The organism is Cognatishimia sp. MH4019, assembly GCF_020177595.1.
Lineage (GTDB): Bacteria > Pseudomonadota > Alphaproteobacteria > Rhodobacterales > Rhodobacteraceae > JAHTBL01.
Genome location: NZ_JAHTBL010000001.1, coordinates 314812 through 331668 on the forward strand (window position 1 = coordinate 314812; position 16857 = coordinate 331668).

At 59.2% G+C, this 16857-nt stretch carries 13 protein-coding genes; 8 read left to right on the plus strand and 5 right to left on the minus strand.

Features of this window, described 5'->3' with window-relative positions; genetic code table 11:
- Positions 1-22 precede the first annotated feature (22 nt).
- Positions 23-1243 carry an N-acetylmuramoyl-L-alanine amidase gene (locus KUW67_RS01515; RefSeq protein WP_224823496.1) on the plus strand — a complete coding sequence of 407 codons (1221 nt, stop codon included), beginning with the start codon at positions 23-25 and terminating at the stop codon, positions 1241-1243.
- Positions 1244-1361: 118 nt separating this feature from the next.
- Here KUW67_RS01515 and KUW67_RS01520 read toward each other — a convergent pair whose 3' ends face one another.
- A complete protein-coding gene (locus KUW67_RS01520; protein ID WP_224823497.1) occupies positions 1362-1952 on the minus strand; it encodes a trans-aconitate 2-methyltransferase in 591 nt (196 codons plus the stop codon).
- 122 nt (positions 1953-2074) lie between these two features.
- On the opposite strand from KUW67_RS01520, the gene KUW67_RS01525 reads away from it, so the two are divergent.
- From KUW67_RS01525 to KUW67_RS01535, 3 genes are all read left to right on the plus strand, one after another.
- On the plus strand, positions 2075-4630 hold the full coding sequence (locus KUW67_RS01525; RefSeq protein WP_224823498.1) for a PBP1A family penicillin-binding protein: 2556 nt from the start codon (positions 2075-2077) through the stop codon (positions 4628-4630).
- A gap of 79 nt (positions 4631-4709) precedes the next feature.
- Positions 4710-5837 (plus strand): peptide chain release factor 2, encoded by a 1128-nt coding sequence (prfB, locus tag KUW67_RS01530; RefSeq protein ID WP_224823499.1) that lies wholly within the window; start codon positions 4710-4712, stop codon positions 5835-5837.
- Positions 5838-6107: 270 nt separating this feature from the next.
- Positions 6108-6890, plus strand: a complete 783-nt coding sequence (locus KUW67_RS01535; RefSeq protein ID WP_224823500.1) for a DUF2189 domain-containing protein — start codon at positions 6108-6110, stop codon at positions 6888-6890.
- Positions 6891-7041: 151 nt separating this feature from the next.
- On the opposite strand, the gene KUW67_RS01540 is transcribed toward KUW67_RS01535, so the two are convergent.
- The 4 genes from KUW67_RS01540 to bcp form a co-directional block, all read right to left on the minus strand.
- Complete coding sequence (locus KUW67_RS01540; RefSeq protein WP_224823501.1) at positions 7042-7533, minus strand: polymer-forming cytoskeletal protein; 492 nt, start codon at positions 7531-7533, stop codon at positions 7042-7044.
- Positions 7523-8857: a M23 family metallopeptidase gene (locus KUW67_RS01545; protein WP_224823502.1), complete on the minus strand. Its 1335-nt coding sequence runs from the start codon at positions 8855-8857 to the stop codon at positions 7523-7525. Before KUW67_RS01545 ends, KUW67_RS01540 begins: the two co-directional genes overlap by 11 nt.
- Before the next feature lie 184 nt (positions 8858-9041).
- Positions 9042-9836 carry a ferritin-like domain-containing protein gene (locus KUW67_RS01550; RefSeq protein WP_224823806.1) on the minus strand — a complete coding sequence of 265 codons (795 nt, stop codon included), beginning with the start codon at positions 9834-9836 and terminating at the stop codon, positions 9042-9044.
- Positions 9837-9850: 14 nt separating this feature from the next.
- A complete protein-coding gene (gene bcp / locus KUW67_RS01555; RefSeq protein WP_224823503.1) occupies positions 9851-10312 on the minus strand; it encodes a thioredoxin-dependent thiol peroxidase in 462 nt (153 codons plus the stop codon).
- Positions 10313-10379: 67 nt separating this feature from the next.
- On the opposite strand from bcp, the gene KUW67_RS01560 reads away from it, so the two are divergent.
- From KUW67_RS01560 to KUW67_RS01575, 4 genes are all read left to right on the plus strand, one after another.
- Complete coding sequence (locus KUW67_RS01560; protein WP_224823504.1) at positions 10380-13670, plus strand: DUF3971 domain-containing protein; 3291 nt, start codon at positions 10380-10382, stop codon at positions 13668-13670.
- A gap of 10 nt (positions 13671-13680) precedes the next feature.
- Positions 13681-14727 carry a tRNA preQ1(34) S-adenosylmethionine ribosyltransferase-isomerase QueA gene (gene queA / locus KUW67_RS01565; protein WP_224823505.1) on the plus strand — a complete coding sequence of 349 codons (1047 nt, stop codon included), beginning with the start codon at positions 13681-13683 and terminating at the stop codon, positions 14725-14727.
- Positions 14728-14838: 111 nt separating this feature from the next.
- On the plus strand, positions 14839-16113 hold the full coding sequence (locus KUW67_RS01570; RefSeq protein WP_224823506.1) for an MFS transporter: 1275 nt from the start codon (positions 14839-14841) through the stop codon (positions 16111-16113).
- Positions 16114-16222: 109 nt separating this feature from the next.
- Complete coding sequence (locus KUW67_RS01575) at positions 16223-16795, plus strand: DUF924 family protein (protein ID WP_224823507.1); 573 nt, start codon at positions 16223-16225, stop codon at positions 16793-16795.
- Positions 16796-16857 lie beyond the last annotated feature (62 nt).

Sequence of the window (16857 nt, forward strand, 5' to 3'; positions counted from 1 at the left end):
AAAAACAGGATCGAGCGGTTCGATGATCCGAATAATTGCAATTCTTGGCGTGCTCTTTTGCGCGCAGGCTGCCATTGCGCAAGGCTTTGGCGGTTTGGCGCGTGTGGATGTCGCGCAAAGTCAGGTCAAAGACCGTGGCGGTGATGTGCTGGTCGAGTTGCATCTGAGCCAGGCTGTGCCCTACCGCGTATTCACCGTTGATGATCCGCCCCGGCTGGTGATGGATTTTCGCGAAGTGCTGTTTGACGGGATGCGGAACGAAGTGTTCCTGAATTCTGACGGAGTGTCAGAAGCGCGGTTCGGCCCGTTCCGCCCCGGCTGGTCACGTATGGTACTTGATCTGACAGGACCTTTGGCAGTTTTTGAAGCAGGAATGATCGTCTCGCAGGAAGACGCAAGCGGGGTCCTGAATGTGCGCTTGCGCGAAACCTCGTCTGAGGCGTTCGCGGAGCAGGCTGGCGCGGCCACAACACCGGAATGGGCCTTGCAGCCCGACTTGCCAGAGAAACCACTGGCCAAGCAGCGCCAGCAAGGTGACCGCGCGGTGATTGTGTTGCTGGACCCCGGACACGGAGGGATTGATCCAGGTGCCGAGCGCAATGGTGTCAGTGAAGCCGTGCTGATGCTGACCTTTGCACGCGAATTGAAAGAGGCGCTGCTGCGCGCGGGCAATTTCGATGTGCGCCTGACCCGCGATGAGAATGTCTTCGTGTCGCTGGAAACGCGTGTAGCCATGGCGCATCGTGTGCAGGCGGATGTGTTTATCTCGCTGCATGCCGATACGGTTGCCGAAGGGGTGGCCACAGGTGCAACCGTTTATACGCTGGCGGATGAGGCAAGTGATGCGGCGTCGGCGCAATTGGCTGAACGGCATGACCGCTCGGATCTGCTTGCGGGCATTGATTTGACCCGGCAAGGCGATGAGATTGCGACGATCCTCATGGATCTAGCCCGATTGGAAACGGCCCCGCGCACCGACCGTTTGGCCGATACGTTGGTGCGTGAACTGCGCAATGCGGTGGGAGAGATCAACAATCGCCCGCGCCGTCAGGCGGCGTTTTCGGTACTCAAAGCGCCTGATATTCCTTCGGTGCTGGTTGAGTTGGGTTTCATGTCCAGCCCGTCTGATTTCGAAAACCTGATTGATCCCGAATGGCGGGCACAAGCCGCTTCGGGAATTGCGGCGGCACTGGTGGATTGGGTTGTGGCCGATGCGGCCGAGGCACGGCTGATCCGGCAGTGAGGTTTTGCGCTTTGGCTTCGTCAAATCGCCGTGAGCGGGGCTTTGCCCCGCTCACACCACCCGCTGGGGGGATTTCATCCCCCCAGACCCCCCGAGGATATTTCGAAAAAGCGAAAGCCTAGTTTTTTCGCAATTGCCAGATGGTATGACCGCGAAAGGTGGGATCTTCGGGCAGAAACGCCTGTTCCTGCCAGCCGTGTTTGGCAAATAACGCGCGGTAGTCTGCAGGCGAGAGGCTGGCATGATAAACCGGCTCGCCTTCGACCGCGCCAACTTTTTCGCCTGCTTCCGGCCCTGTGGTCAGGATAAGACTGGCGCTTGGCTTTGCATGAGCCAAGAAGCAGGCAAAGGCTTTGGTCTGATCGGCGGGGCTTAAGTGAAAAAAGGAGTTGAAGGCGATCAGGCCATCAAACAGTGCTCCAAGATCGAAGGCGCGCATATCAGCGTGCAGCACTGTCGCGTCCGGCACGTTTTCACGGCACAGGGCGACCATGCTGTGCGCGCCATCCATAGCCGTCACCTGCGCGCCTTGTTCAACGAGATAGCGCGCGATGGGCAGGCCGCCGCAACCAATATCAAGCAATTTCGGGCCGGGCGCTTTGCGCAGCAGCCAATCCAGAAGCGGCTTTTCCCACGGCTCGCAATTGCGGCTTGCTGCAAAGGCGGGGCCGACTTTTTCATAGGTGGGCAGGATATCATCAGGACGCATGGTTTGACCTTACGTCCAAGGCCGTGGTGTGGGCAAGAAACCGCAGCCGATCACGTCTTCTCGTTTTGACGCCTTGCGCGCGCGCGCGTATAGGAGGGCAACCAAACCAAGGATGCAGGCGCGTGATACGGTTTATCTTAGGCTTTTTCGGAGCGATCTTTTCATGGCTCACGCTGGGCATGCTGTTCGGTGCGCTAAGCCTTGGGGCCGTGTTCTGGATCTATGGCCGCGATTTGCCCAGCCATGAGAGCCTTGCGCAGTACACGCCGCCGACGATCAGCCGGATCTATTCGGGCGAGGGGCGCATCATCGATGAGTTTGCGAAGGAGCGGCGTCTTTTCGCGGCGTCCGAGGAAATCCCCGATCTGGTGAAACACGCGTTCATCTCGGCCGAGGACAAGAATTTTTACCAGCATCAAGGCTATGATGCACGCGGGATGATGTCTGCGCTGATCGACGCGGTACGCTCGCGCGGAGAGAATGTGCGCGGTGCCTCGACCATCACGCAGCAGGTGATGAAAAACTTCTTGCTTTCCGGAGATCGCTCCGTTGAGCGCAAGATCAAGGAACTGATCCTTGCCACACGCATCGAGAACACGCTGAATAAGGACCAGATCCTCGAGCTGTATCTGAACGAGATTTTCCTGGGCCAGAACAGTTACGGCGTAGCGGCAGCCTCGCAAACCTATTTCAACAAGCCGCTTGCGGCCTTGGCTCCAGAGGAAGCGGCCTATCTTGCGGCCCTTCCGAAAGCACCCTCGACCTATCATCCGGTCCGCCGGATCGAACGCGCCACTCAGCGCCGCAATTTCGTGCTGCGCGAGATGTTCGAAAACGGCTATTTGACCGAGGCGCAGTATCAATCCGCGCAGGCAGCCCCACTGATGACCGTTCAGAACGGCGATTATGAAGGCTTCAAGCAAGCCCTGCCGCCGCGCGATTACTTCACCGATGAAATCCGCCGCCAGTTAAGCGAAGACTTCGGTGAGGACGAGTTCTTTTCCGGCGGCATGACCGTGCGGGCCACGATTGACCCAGAGATGCAGGGTGTCGCCGCCAATTCGCTGCGTCTAGCGTTGGAGCAGTACGACCGTAGCCGGGGTGTCTGGCGTGGCACTGGCGAGACGCTGGAGCCCGAGGTGCTGGGCGACGAGACCTTGTGGCGTGCCGCTTTGGAGAATGTCCGCATTGCGCGTGATATTGATCTGGAAGACCAATGGCATCCGGCTGTCGTGCTGGAGGTCGGCGAAAATGATGCGCGGATCGGGATTGAAGGTGTTCCCGAGGACGATGATGGTCACTTCATTCCGGCAAATGATGTGCAATGGGCGCGTAAGTTGAATGAGGATGGCTCGCTTGGGCGCACGGCGCAGGTAGCGGGTGATCTTCTTGACGTGGGCGAGGTCGTGCATGTGCGGCGCATGACCAATGACGAGGATGGCAGCTTTATCCGCTGGACTTTGCGGCAGGTGCCAGAAGTGCAGGGCGGCTTTGTCGCGATGGACGTGGACACGGGCCGGGTGATCGCAATGCAAGGCGGGTTCAGCTATCAGCATTCGGTCTTCAACCGTGCGACACAGGCGCTGCGGCAACCGGGTTCTGCCTTCAAGCCCTTCGTCTATGCCGCCGCTTTGGACAGTGGCTATACGCCTGCGACCATCGTTGTCGACGCCCCGATTGAGCTGAACACACCGCAGGGCCTGTGGCGGCCCAAAAACTATTCGAACCGCTTTTACGGCCCAACACCGCTGCGCACCGGGATTGAGCAATCCAGAAACCTGATGACCATTCGTCTGGCCGAAGAGGTCGGAATGGATGTGGTGGCTGACTATGCAGAGCGGTTTGGCGTCTATGACCGGATGAGCCGGTTCTTGTCCAATGCACTCGGCGCGGAGGAGAGCACGCTTTACAAGGTGGTTGCTGCCTATGCGATGTTTGCCAATGGCGGCGAACGGGTGCAGCCAACGCTTGTGGACCGGGTGCAAGATCGCTACGGCAAAACCATCTTCCGGCACGATACCCGCGCCTGCGAGGATTGCCGTGTTGCCTCACTGGACCCGGGTTTTGCGCCGCGCATCATCTCGGACCGGGAGCGGGTGATTAACGCGATCACGGCCTATCAGTTGACCTCGATGATGAAAGGCGTGGTGGATCGTGGAACGGCGGCGCGCACGGTCAATTTGCCCGTGCCAGCAGCGGGCAAGACCGGCACAACGAATGACGCCAAGGACGTCTGGTTTGTGGGCTTTACCAGCAACATCGTGGCGGGCTGTTACATTGGCTATGATCAGCCGCGCACCTTGGGACGCGGCGCGTCGGGTGGCGGCATGTGCGGTCCGGTCTTCACGCGGTTCATGCAAGAAGCGACCAAGAAATACGGTGGTGGCGAGTTTGAAGTGCCCCCGGGCGGGCGCTTTATCAAGATCGACCGGTTTACCGGCGCGCGCCTGTCGGATGACGCGTTTGGCGATAATGTCGTGGCCGAGTATTTCCGCGACGGCGAAGAGCCGGTCTTTGGCATTACCTTTGACGGCGGTTTTGCGATGGCCGCGGACCTGCCGCTCTTTGGTCGTGGCGACAGCGATAGCATCCGCGAAGTCACGACCTCGACCGGGGAAAAGGCGCGCGTGGCACCCAAGGCCAGCTTTGGCACGCTCAGCTCTGGTGGGCTTTACTAAGCGGCGGCGCGCGTGACGCCTTGTCGGTTCGCGCGCGCGTTGCTACATCCTCCCCCTGACATCTGACGGGATTACGACCATGCGGGCTGAGGCTCAAAACGCTGTTGAGGCGATCGAAAAATCACTTACCTTGCTGCGCCAGCGCATGGATTGGGAGTCCGCTGAGCATCGCTTGGAAGAATTCAACGCGATGGCCGAGGATCCCGATTTGTGGAACGATCCCGAGAAAGCGCAAAAGCTGATGCGCGAACGCCAGACGCTTGTGGATGCCATGGACAGCTACAAAGCGCTGAGCCAAGAGCTGTCGGATAATGTTGAGCTGATTGAATTGGGTGAGATGGAAGACGATGCCGATGTCGTCACCGAGGCTGAGGAGGCCTTGAAAGCGCTTGTTGTCAAAGCCGCCGAGAAAGAGCTGGAAGCGCTTTTGAACGGCGAGGCGGATAGCAATGACACCTTCCTTGAGATCAACTCGGGCGCGGGCGGCACCGAAAGCTGCGATTGGGCGTCGATGCTGGCGCGCATGTATGTCCGCTGGGCTGAAAAGAAAGGCTATAAGGTCGAGCTGCAGTCCCAAAGTCCGGGCGAAGAGGCGGGGATCAAGTCTGCCGCATATAAGATTTCCGGGCATAATGCTTATGGCTGGCTGAAATCCGAAAGTGGCGTGCACCGCCTTGTGCGCATCTCGCCCTATGACAGTGCGGCGCGGCGGCACACATCTTTCAGTTCGGTCTGGGTCTATCCGGTGGTCGACGACAATATCGAGATCGAGGTAAATCCGGCAGATATCCGCATCGACACCTATCGCTCCTCCGGGGCAGGTGGTCAGCACGTCAATACAACCGATTCCGCCGTGCGGATCACCCATGAGCCTACGGGTATCGTCGTCACCAGTTCCGAGAAATCGCAGCACCAGAACCGCGACATTGCTATGAAAGCGCTGAAATCGCGGCTCTATCAGATGGAGCTGGATCGCCGGAACGCGGCCATCAACGAGGCCCATGAAAGCAAGGGTGATGCGGGCTGGGGCAACCAGATCAGGTCCTACGTGCTGCAACCCTACCAGATGGTTAAAGACTTGCGCACGAACGAGGAAACGTCAGACACAAGCGGCGTTCTGGACGGCGATCTGGATCGCTTCATGGCCGCCACTCTGGCGCAGGACGTGGCTGGCAAAAGCCGCGCTGAGGCGAACGCGGAAGACTAGAACCCGCATGGCGCTTTTGAGATGTGGTTGAATGCCAGCAACCTTTCTGCGGCTTAGGCAAAATTCCTGCTGGTTCTTGGTGTCTTTCACATCTTTACCGACAAGACCCTGAAGAGACGGCGGCGGGCGCCGATTCCAACCGGCCCGCGCCCCGATCAAAGTGACATTCGCGCGCTTCGAAAATCCCGGGCTTGATAGCTGACGCGACACTAGCCCCTTGCCGCAAACCGGTTCTGTCGCCTAGGCTTTGTAAAAGTGACGGAGCCTGCCATGCCGGACGCAATCTACAAAAGCCCGCCCCTCGGAGTGCCGGACTTGACCCCGGTGACCACCTCAATGCTGGCAACAGCCTTGCGCCGGGGATGGCGTGATTTCATGAAAGCGCCGGTCTTTGGGCTGTTCTTTGCCAGCATCTATGTGCTGGCGGGCTTGATCATGCTGTATGTGACACGGATCACGGGCCAGGCATACTGGCTGATCTTTGCGGCTATCGGCTTTCCACTGATCGGGCCGTTTGCCGCTGTGGGCCTTTATGAAGTCAGCCGCCGTCTGGAGCAAAACCGCGCGCTGGATTGGCGCGGCATTCTTGGGGTGGTGGCCTATCAGCGCAACCGGCAATTGCCATCGATTTGCGCGATCATCATCATGGTGTTCCTATTCTGGTTCTTCATCGCTCATATGATTTTTGCGCTGTTCCTGGGGCTATCGACGATGACGAATATCTCGTCGTCCTTCGAGGTTTATTTGACCCCGAACGGCTTGATGATGCTCGCCGTGGGCTCGGCAGTGGGTGCGGCGCTGTCGGCGTTGCTTTTTGCGATCACCGTAATCTCTTTGCCGCTTTTGCTGGACCGGGAGGTGGATTTTGTCACGGCGATGATCACCAGCTTTGGGGTTGTGCAACGCAGCCCCGGACCGCTTTTGATCTGGGCGCTGTTGATTGCGTCGGTGACGCTGGTGTCACTGGTGCCGCTCTTTTTAGGGCTGTTCGTGACCTTGCCGCTTTTCGGTCACGCCACATGGCATCTTTACCGGCAAATCTCATCCAATTGAGCGCGCAAGCGCGCATGTGATCCTTTATTTGGCACTCTAGCCCCGGCGAATCTGTGGGTAGGTGAGGACGGTTTTCAGGTATTTACGGACAAAAGAAAACGCCGCCTCCGGTGCAGGAGACGGCGTTGTTTTATCTTTTTGATGAGGCTGACTAGCCCTTGGGCGCGTCGGTCTTGAGCGCTGTCTTAGGGGATCCGGCGTTGAGCGGATCATCCTGACGCTGCACGGATCCTTCGAAATGCGCGCCGCTTTCGATGGCGATGGTCTTGTGGATAATGTCGCCTTCTACCCGAGCCGTGGAGGTCAGCCGAACCTTGAGGCCGCGCACACGGCCCACGACGCGGCCATTGACTACGACGTCATCGGCGATGCATTCGCCGCGCACGGTGGCACCTTCGCCAACGGTCAGCAGATGCGCGCGGATGTCGCCATCAACCTGGCCTTCGATCTGGATATCACCTGAGGTTTTCAGGTTGCCAGTCACCGTCAGGTCAGATGACAGAACGGATGCGGGCGGTTTTGCCTTTGGCGCAGAGGCTTGAAACTCTTTCTTGGGCGCGGCGGGCGCGTCAGACTTGGCAGGCGCTGCGCTGTCTGCAGCCGTGCCGGGGGCGGGGTCGTTGATTTTGCTTTTAGAAAACATCGTTCGCTGCCTTGATATATGTCATCGGGTTGACCGGTTTGCCGCCCACACGCACTTCGTAATGCAGATGAACACCGGTCACACGTCCAGAAGCTCCCATATCACCGATGCGATCCCCGCGCGAGACCCTTTGGCCCACTTTTACGCGAAGTCTCGACAGATGGGCGTAGCGGGTCTCGATCCCGAACTCGTGCTGAATTTTGACGAGGCGCCCGTAACCGGACTGCCAGCCCGCATGAACGACCACGCCGTCAGCGGTCGCATAAAGCGGTGTGCCGCTAGAGGCCGCGAAATCGACGCCATTATGCATCCGCCGACCACCTGTCTTGGGATCGCGACGATAGCCAAAGCCGCTGGTGAAGCGGAAAGCCGATTTCACAGGCGTTGCAAAGGGCGCCTTCTGAGCCGCAATGCGGTAGAGGTTCAACTGATCCATCTGTTCGATGATGCGATTGGCGCGTTCACTATCGGCGTCGGGCTCAAACCCCATGGACGAAAAGTTGAGCGGCGTCAGAGGGCCACCTTGACCGGAATAGCCGCGACGCACCTGGTTCAGCATGCTGTCGGTATTCATGCCGGCCGCGCGGAACATCTTGTCGAGCGGCTTGACGGAGACAGTCATCGCTTCTTCAAGCTGGCGGAAAATCTCGTCGTTGCGCTTTTCCATCGTTGCGAGCTTTTCAGTCAGAACTTCGGCTTGCTCCAAAGCATCTGCCGCGTCGCTAATCGTCGTGTCGCGCTCGCTTGCGGTATCTTGCAACACAGATGAGAGCAGGGCGACCGTCGCTTCCATCTCAGAGCTGCCAACGCTGCTGGTGCCGCCTTCGCCGCTTTCCATCGCGGTCAGAAGCGTTTGTGCCTCGTCGCGGTAGCGATCGCGTTCAACCATCACTTGGCGCAGGGTTTTCTGCACAACCTCAAGACCCGTCTCGACCTCGCGGCGACGATCTTCCGAGGCAAGCAGTTCGGACTGCATCACCGAGATCTGCTCAAGCGCAGAATTGAAACGGTCTTGTGCGGCCAGAGCCTCTTCCGCGCGCATGTGGCGCTCGGAGGACAGGGCATTCAGGCGTTCCTGATAGACCATCTGATCGCGCTTGGCTTGATCGCGGAAATTGCCTGCGCCGATGCTATCCATGAGCAAAATCGCTGTCGCGATGATCGTCCAGGCCACCAGCAGGGAGCTTCCCATAAGACCGATCAGCTGCGTTTCCGGTTTGAGACGGATGAAGCGCGTTTCGGTGTCTGATCTCAGAAACAAGCGTTTCTCTGGCAACCGTCGCTCGAGCGCGCGGTGCAATTTGTGTATCAGTCGCGTTTTCAAAATGTTTGTCCCGTGACCCATCCCAGTTTTACAACGGTCCGCTCCCCCGGCGGTGTGTTGCACGGGTGTTACTTTGTAGAGGAGTCTGCTGCAAGAAAAACGGGCAATTGACGGCAATTCGTCGCCATAAGGCTGTGAAATCGGCAAATTTTTGCCGATCTGAACATGTGTTCAGCTGCGAGGCCTAGGACCGTGCCTCGGCAAGGGGCCAGTAGAAATCTGGTGGGAGGCCGGCATCAGCCCGTTTTTCCTCGTTAAATGGTGGTTTGAGGGGGCTGCGAAAGTACCGCTGGACCAGCTTGTGAAAGAGCGGTTTGGGGTCCAGATTTTCGCGACCGCAAAGGAAGTGAAACCATTTTGAACCATAGGCGACATGGGCCACTTCTTCGGAATAGATCACTTCAAGTGCCGCGACCGTATCGGCGTCCTTGGCGCTTTTGAAAATCTGGATCATGCCAGGCGTTACGTCTAGGCCGCGCGCTTCCAACACCATCGGAACCACCGCCAGACGGCCCATGATATCGTCGCTCGTATCTTCGGCGGCGCGCCACATCCCGGCGTGGGCGGGCAGTGCGCCATAATGGCTGCCTTGTTCTTCGAGACAGGCGCATATCAAATTGAAATGATTAGATTCTTCATCTGCGGCTTTCACCCAGTCATCGTAAAAGCCAAGAGGCATTTCGATATGGCCAAACCGTGCGATCAGGTCCCAATGCAGATCGACCGCGTTCAGTTCGATATGCGCAACCGCGTGGAGGATCGCTTGCCGCCCTTCGACTGATCCCGGCTTGCGGCGCGGAACGTCGCGCGGGTCCAGAAGCTCCGGCTTTTCAGGGCGCGCGGGGCGCAAGGGCGGCGCACCGCGACCAATTTCGACCGGATCACCTGCGTCGCGTGCGGCAAACCACTGGGCCGCATACCGCCGCGACAGCGCCGTTTTTGTGGCACCATCGGCGGTTTGCAGCACGTCGCAAGCCATCTCGGTCAGGGATTTCACAGGGCCTTGACCGCGTCCAGAACGGCCTCGGCATGGCCGGGGACTTTGACCTTGCGCCAGACCTGCGCGATCTTGCCGGAGCCGTCGATCAGATAGGTCGCGCGTTCAATCCCCATGTATTTCTTGCCATACATGTTCTTCTCGACCCAGACGCCATAGCGCTCGCAGACGTCGCTCTCCTCGTCTGAAACCAGAGCCACTTTCAGATCATGCTTGGCGACGAATTTGTCGTGTTTGGCGACCGGGTCTTTCGAGATGCCAAGGATCACCGCGCCTGCCTCGTCAAAGGCGGCCAAATGCTCGGTGAAGGCGATTGCCTCTTTGGTGCAACCGGGCGTGTCGTCCTTTGGGTAGAAATAGAGAACCACGGCTTTGGGCTGAAGCGCCGAAAGCGTGATCTCGCCACCGCCATCGCGGGGCAAGGTGAAGTCCGGAGCGGCGGAGCCAATATCAGTCATGAGAGCGTGATCCTTTGTTCATCAGTTATGGGTTTTGTTTTAGGGCCAGCCGCGCGAAGATAAAGGCATGAGCAGTACGCCCGAGGATAACGGGTCTGAACCGGACCCGACACCAGAAAAGACACCCCGTCGTCGCGGCAGGGGCGGTTTGATCGTTCTTGTCGCGTTTATGGTGTTTTTCGGCGCGGTGGCTGTGACGGCCTTTGCGATGATCGGGCGGCCGATCACGGCACCCGATTGGGTGCGCGACCGGGTCGAGCGGGTGTTAAGCGATCAAATCCCCGAGGCAGAGATCGGTTTCGGGCGCATCCTGATTGGCGTGAATGACAGTCTAGAGCCTTACCTGCGACTTGAGGACATGCTGCTGCGCGACGCTGCCGGCCGCCCGATGGTGGCACTGGCCGATGCCGATATTCAGATCGCCGGACGCCCTTTGCTGTCGCGTCAGTTGCGCGTCACCAACGTGACGTTGACGGGCGGTCGTCTGACCTTGCGGCGTTTCGCGGACGGACAATTCGCCTTTGCCTTCGGTGAGGGTGACGCACCTTTGGGCGAGGCGGGCGGCTTGCTGCAAGCGCTGGAAAGCGTTGAGCAGATTTTCCTGACTGATGCCGCGCAGAATCTCGAGCGGGTCCAGTTGAGCGGTCTGACGCTGAGTTATGAAGATGCGCTTTCGGGCCAGTTTTGGGTGGTCGATGGAGGGCGGGCTGAACTGGAACGGGACGGGGTAGAACTGCGGTTGCGCGCCGATCTGGCCTTGCTGACAGGGCGCGAATACGCCTCCACGGTTGAGCTGAGTTATGACACCCGGCTTGACAGCGTCGCCTCTGACATCTCGGTTAATATCGACACACTGCCTGCGCAGGATATTGCCACACAGGTCCCAGCGTTGACGTGGCTCAGTGCGCTGGAGGCCCCGATTTCCGGCGCAATGCGGTTGTCTTTGAACGAGGATGGGCTGACGGGGCCGCTTTTTGGCACGCTTGATTTCGGAGCTGGTGCCTTGCAGCCGACCGAAGCCACGCGCCCGGTCAAATTTGACAGCGCACAGACGTATTTCACATTCGACCCGGTCGCCAACACCTTGTCTTTCGACACTGTCAGTGTGCGCAGCGAGATGGTGAATGTCACCGGAACCGGCCGCGCCTACATGAAGGAATTTCGCAACGGCTTGCCGCAAACTCTGCTGGGTCAATTCCAACTGACAGAGCTGCAGGCCAACCCGGATAACTTCTTTGACGAGGCGCTGAATTTTAGCCAAAGCGCGATTGACTTTCGGCTCAAGCTCGACCCGTTTTCGGTCGAGGTGGGGCAGTTCATGCTGCAATCGGACACGACACGCTTGACGGGCGATGCGTTGGTGACCGCCGATCCGGACGGCTGGTCCGTTGCGCTGAACGCCTTTGGTGACGAGATCACGCCGCAAGCTGTCACAGCGATCTGGCCCTCGACGCAAGTTGCGCGCACGCGCGAATGGGTGGCGCAGAATGTGACCGAGGGACGGTTGCACAATGTGCAGGCTGTTCTGCGTGCAGGCGCCGGTGAGGTGCCTCATTTCCGTGTCGGGTGGGAGTTCGAGGACGCCTCTGTGCGGTTCATGAACACGCTGCCGCCGATCACGGACGGCGTGGGCCGCGCGCTTTTATCGGACAACCGTTTTGTCGTCAGTGTCGATCAAGGCCAGGTGCAGGCTCCGCGGGGGGGCGCGATCCAGCTGACCGGATCTCGGTTTGAAGTCGCGGACATCAGGCGCAAACCCGCGCAGGCATCAATCCAGCTGAACACGGATGCCACGGTCACCGCCACGCTGTCGCTACTGGATGAAGAGCCGTTCGGCTTTCTGCAGAAAGCCGATTTGCCTGTTGATCTGGCCGATGGACGCGCGCGCGCAACCATTGATTTGTCGTTACCACTGAAAAAGGACTTACCGGTATCGCAAGTGACATACGCGGCGACCGGCACGGTATCGAACCTGCGCAGCACAACGCTGGTCAAGGACCGCACGCTGGCCGCCCAGCTTTTGGGGATCACCGTGACATCCGACGCTGTCGTGATCGACGGTGACGCGCGACTGGGCGAAGTGCCGTTGAGCGGCACCTTCCGACTGCCATTGGGGCCAGAGGCGGCGGCCCCCACGGTCACAGCCGCAATCGAGCTGTCGCAACAATTTCTTGATGAGTTTCGCATTGATCTGCCCCCCGACACCCTTTCGGGGCGGGCGAGCGGTGATTTGGCGCTGAGCTTGCCGCAAGGCGCGCCGCCCAGTTTTCGCCTGACCAGCGATCTGCGCGGGGCAAGCCTTCGTCTTGCGTCTTTGAACTGGGCCAAACCCGCCGCAGCACGTGGCGAACTGGCGATCAGCGGGCGACTCGGTACACCGCTTGAGATCGACGCGCTCAGCCTGTCGGCTCCGGGGCTGAGCGCGTCTGGGCGTATTGTTGTGAGCGAAGAGGGTGTGTTCCAGCGGGCCAGTTTTGACAGCGTGCGCGTCGGTGATTGGCTGAACGCGCCTGTGACGCTGATCGGGCGCGGTCGCGGTGCGGCTCCAGCGGTCCAGATCACGGCGGGCACCATGGACTTGCGCCGTGCCAAGCTGGGTCAAGGCACCGGACGCGGTGGCCCGATTGATCTGGCATTGAACGAGCTCGTGGTCTCAGACGGGATCAGCCTGACCAATCTGCGAGGCCAGTTCAGTGCGGCGGGTGGCTTCAACGGCAATTTCCGGGCGAACGTCAATGGCGGCTCGACGCCGATCCAAGGCACGGTTGTGCCCGATCGCAATGGCACCGCCGTGCGCATCACTTCAAACGATGCTGGCCGCGTGATGGGCAATGCGCGGCTGATCCGTTCGGCACGTGGAGGGGATCTGAACCTTATCCTGCGCCCACGCGCGGCAGACGGCCAATACGACGGCACGCTCACGATCACAGAAACCCGTGTGCAAAATGCACCGGCGCTGGCCAATCTGCTGAGTGCCGTTTCGGTTGTCGGCTTGCTGGATCAAATGGCCAACCAAGGGGTGCTTTTTACAAATGTGGATGCCAAGTTTGTGCTGACGCCAAATGTCATCGCTGTCACCGAAAGTTCGGCTACGGGGCCGTCTTTGGGCATCTCGATGGATGGCACCTATCGCCCAGCGACCAGTCAAATGGACATGCAGGGGGTTTTTTCGCCACTTTATCTGCTGAACGGGATCGGCAGTTTTCTGACCCGGCGCGGCGAAGGTCTAATCGGCTTCAATTTCACCTTGTCTGGTGACCCGTCCGAGCCGCAGGTCGCGGTCAATCCGCTTTCCGCCTTGACCCCCGGCATGTTCCGCGAGATCTTCCGCCGCCCATCCCCCCGCGTCTCGCAATAAGGCCTGCCTCGTGAAACTGTCTGATTTTGATTTCGACCTGCCGGACGATTTGATTGCCACACGGCCTGCCACCCCACGCACATCGGCGCGGATGCTTCATGTCGAGGATGGCTTGCATGACGTTCATGTATTTGATTTGCCAAAGATTTTGCGCAAGGGCGATCTTCTGGTTCTCAACAACACCAAGGTGATTCCTGCACGTCTGACCGGACACCGCAGCCGTGACAGCGGACAAGGCCCGGTCTCTGCCAAGATTGAGGTGACGCTGCTGTCGCCGACGCCTGCGGGCGATTGGACAGCACTGATCAAACCGCTTCGCAAAGTGACAGACGGCGAGCAGATCACCTTTGACGCTGGCCTTGTGGCGACGCTGACAGGCAAGCAGGACGGACAGGGCGTTCTGGCCTTCAACCTGACCGGAGACGCGTTTGACACCGCCCTTGCGGCTGCCGGTGCGATGCCTTTGCCGCCTTACATCGAGGCAAAGCGCAAAGCTGATGCGCGCGACCGGACCGACTACCAGACCGTCTTCGCCAAAGAGCAAGGTGCTGTCGCGGCCCCGACCGCATCCCTGCATTTCGATGACGCGCTCTTGGCGCAAATCGCGGATAAGGGTGTCGATTTCGCGGAAGTCACGCTTCATGTCGGGGCAGGGACGTTCTTGCCGGTGAAGGTCGATGACATCACCCAGCATAAGATGCATGCCGAATGGGGGTCGGTCAGTCCCGAGGCGGCGGCGCGCATCAATGCAACCCGCGCTGCGGGCGGTCGGGTGATCCCGGTTGGCACCACAGCCTTGCGCCTGATCGAAAGTGCAGCCGCTGAGGATGGCACGATGCGCCCTTGGCAGGGTGACACCGACATTTTCATCACGCCGGGCTATGAGTTCCGCGTGACCCAAGGCCTCATGACCAATTTTCACCTGCCTAAATCCACGTTGATGATGCTTGTCTCGGCGCTGATGGGCGCTGAGACAATCCGTGAGGTTTACGCCCATGCTATTGCCGAGCGGTATCGCTTTTTCTCTTATGGAGACAGCTCGCTTTTGATCCCCTGAGGATGCTGCGCTAAAAGCCGGAAACGACCCGCGAAAGTCGTCTCTGCGCTATCGCCTTGCATACGACTCAGGCAGTTTTAGAAAATCACGCCAAGGCCGAGGGTCGCGAATATGAAACAAGTGCTTGCCTCCTCATGGGCTTTGCTGCTGGGCATGATGCTCTTGATGGTCGGAAACGGTCTGCAAGGATCGCTTCTGGGTATCAGGGGTGGAGACGCCGAATTCTCGACCTTTCAGATGTCGATTGTGATGTCGGCCTATTTTGTGGGCTTTTTGGGCGGCTCGCGCTTGGCGCCCGAGATGATCCGCCGCGTGGGCCATGTGCGGGTCTTCGCAGCCCTCGGATCGCTGATCTCAGCGGTGCTGATCCTCTATCCGGTGCTGGTGGACCCGATCTCATGGACCGTGGGCCGTGTGATCATCGGCTTTTGCTTCTCGGGCGTTTACGTAACCGCCGAAAGCTGGCTGAACAATTCCGCCGATAACGAGAACCGCGGACAGGCGCTGTCTGCTTATATGCTCGTGCAGATGACAGGTATTGTGGTGGCGCAAGGTCTGCTGCTTGTTCCGGATCCCAGCGGCTACCTTCTGTTCATCCTGCCGTCGATCTTCGTGTCGTTGGCCTTCGCGCCAATCCTTTTGTCGATCAGCCCGACCCCTGCATTTGACGCGGCCAAGCCGATGACCTTGAAACAGTTGATTGCAACATCGCCTTTGGGCTGTGCGGGCATGTTCCTGCTGGGCGGCGTGTTCTCGGCGCAATTTGGGATGGCCGCGGTCTTTGCAACCTTGGTGGGACTGTCGCTTGGCCAAATCTCGATCTTTATCTCCACGATTTATGTGGGTGCTTTGGTGCTTCAGTATCCGATCGGGTGGATCAGCGACCGGATGGATCGCCGCAAACTCATCCTCGCCGTGTCGTTCGCGGGTGGCATCGGGGCGATGATCGGCTTCATCTTCACTGGCTATTTCCCGGCTCTGCTAGTTGCTGCCTTCATCATTGGCGGCATGTCGAACCCGCTTTATGCGCTGCTCATTGCCTATACGAATGACTTTCTGGAACACGAAGATATGGCCGCAGCATCGGGCGGATTGATCTTCATCAACGGGATCGGTGCGATTGCGGGGCCGCTGATCACCGGTTGGATGATGGGCGTGATTGGCCCGCGCGGGTTTTTCTTGTTCGTGGCGATCCTGCTCTTCGCGCTGGCGGCTTATGGCGCGTACCGGATGACCCAGCGTTCGGTCTCCACCGAGGTGGATGACACGACGTCCTATGCACCGATCTTCCCGTCCTCCTCGCCGGTCGCGGTTGAGGTTGCACAGGAATACTACATCGAGACTGCTCTGGAAGACGAAGCCGAGGACGCCGAAACGCGGCTGTGATGTTACGGTCTGTTACCGAAGGTGAGGCGGCAAATATAATTGGTTGCCGCAGGTTAACGGTTTTGTAACAGTTAACGGAACGATGCGGGGCGAGAGCAAGGAGCAAGCCATGCGGGGTCCGGACGACGTTTTGAACTACTGGCTCGACGACATTGGGCCAGAGGGGTGGTATAAGGGCGGCGCTGACATGGACGCCGATATCCGCGACCGGTTCGAAGCAACTTGGGACGGCGCGATGGAGGGGCGCTGCGCGCTCTGGCTGACATACCCGAGCGGTGCGCTTGCCTATATCATCCTGACGGATCAGTTTTCCCGCAACATGTTTCGCGATACCGCCAAAGCGTTCGCGTCAGATCATGTTGCGCTTGCGGCGGCCAAGGCGGCGATTGACAAGGGTTGGGACATGCGGATTGACGAGCCCGCGCGTCAGTTCTTCTATATGCCTCTCATGCATTCCGAGAACCTGTGCGATCAGGATCGCTGTGTGCGCCTGATGGTGACGCGGATGCCGGACTCGGGTGAGAGCAACCTTCTGCATGCTAAGGCCCATCGCGAAGTAATCCGTCAGTTTGGTCGGTTCCCGTTTCGCAACAAAGCGTTGTCGCGCCGCGCAACAGAGCCGGAAGCGGCATTCATCGCCGATGGCGGATATGGTGCAACGGTGGAAGCGCTTCGCGTCTGAGCCAGCGCTCGAACTGCGACACTATCCCCTGTCGCACAGTCTCCGTGTGCAATATAGTTTAG